This is a genomic window from Pseudomonas brassicacearum (genome assembly GCF_003732265.1).
Lineage (GTDB): Bacteria > Pseudomonadota > Gammaproteobacteria > Pseudomonadales > Pseudomonadaceae > Aquipseudomonas > Aquipseudomonas brassicacearum_D.
The window spans coordinates 1-387 of the sequence record NZ_MOBK01000460.1 but is presented as its reverse complement, the minus strand read 5'-3'; the positions used below and the strand labels follow the sequence as shown (position 1 = coordinate 387).

The following is a 387-nucleotide window of genomic DNA, read 5'->3' as shown; positions in this document are numbered from 1 at the left end:
CGTTATGACTGATACCCAGACTTCACCCGACACCACCGCTGAAAAAGACGCACCGCCAGCGGTCGAGCTGCCGTGGGCGGATGTCCACGTCGAGCACCACAAGATGCTCCGCCTGGCCCCGCTACAGACCGACCGCAACACCGGCGGCCGCCCCTTGCGCTTCGTCGAATTCGGCTATGCCGAGCGCACCAGCAAAGAAAAAAGCCTGATGCGCATGGCGATCAAACTGCCCGGCCAGCGTGTGCGCAAAGAGCAGAATCAACTGGACGTGTGGGTTGATCACACCACCAAGCGTGTGCACTTCGGCCCGGACAGCGGCCTGCAGATCGAACCGATGAACCGTGGCATAGGCCGTTACATGGCCGCGCAAGGCATCAATTGGGCGAA

1 pseudogene is annotated in these 387 nt (G+C 61.5%); it reads left to right on the top strand.

Features of this window, described 5'->3' with window-relative positions:
- Positions 1-4: 4 nt before the first annotated feature.
- Positions 5-387: pseudogene (locus BK660_RS32250) on the top strand (hypothetical protein); the annotation flags it as partial.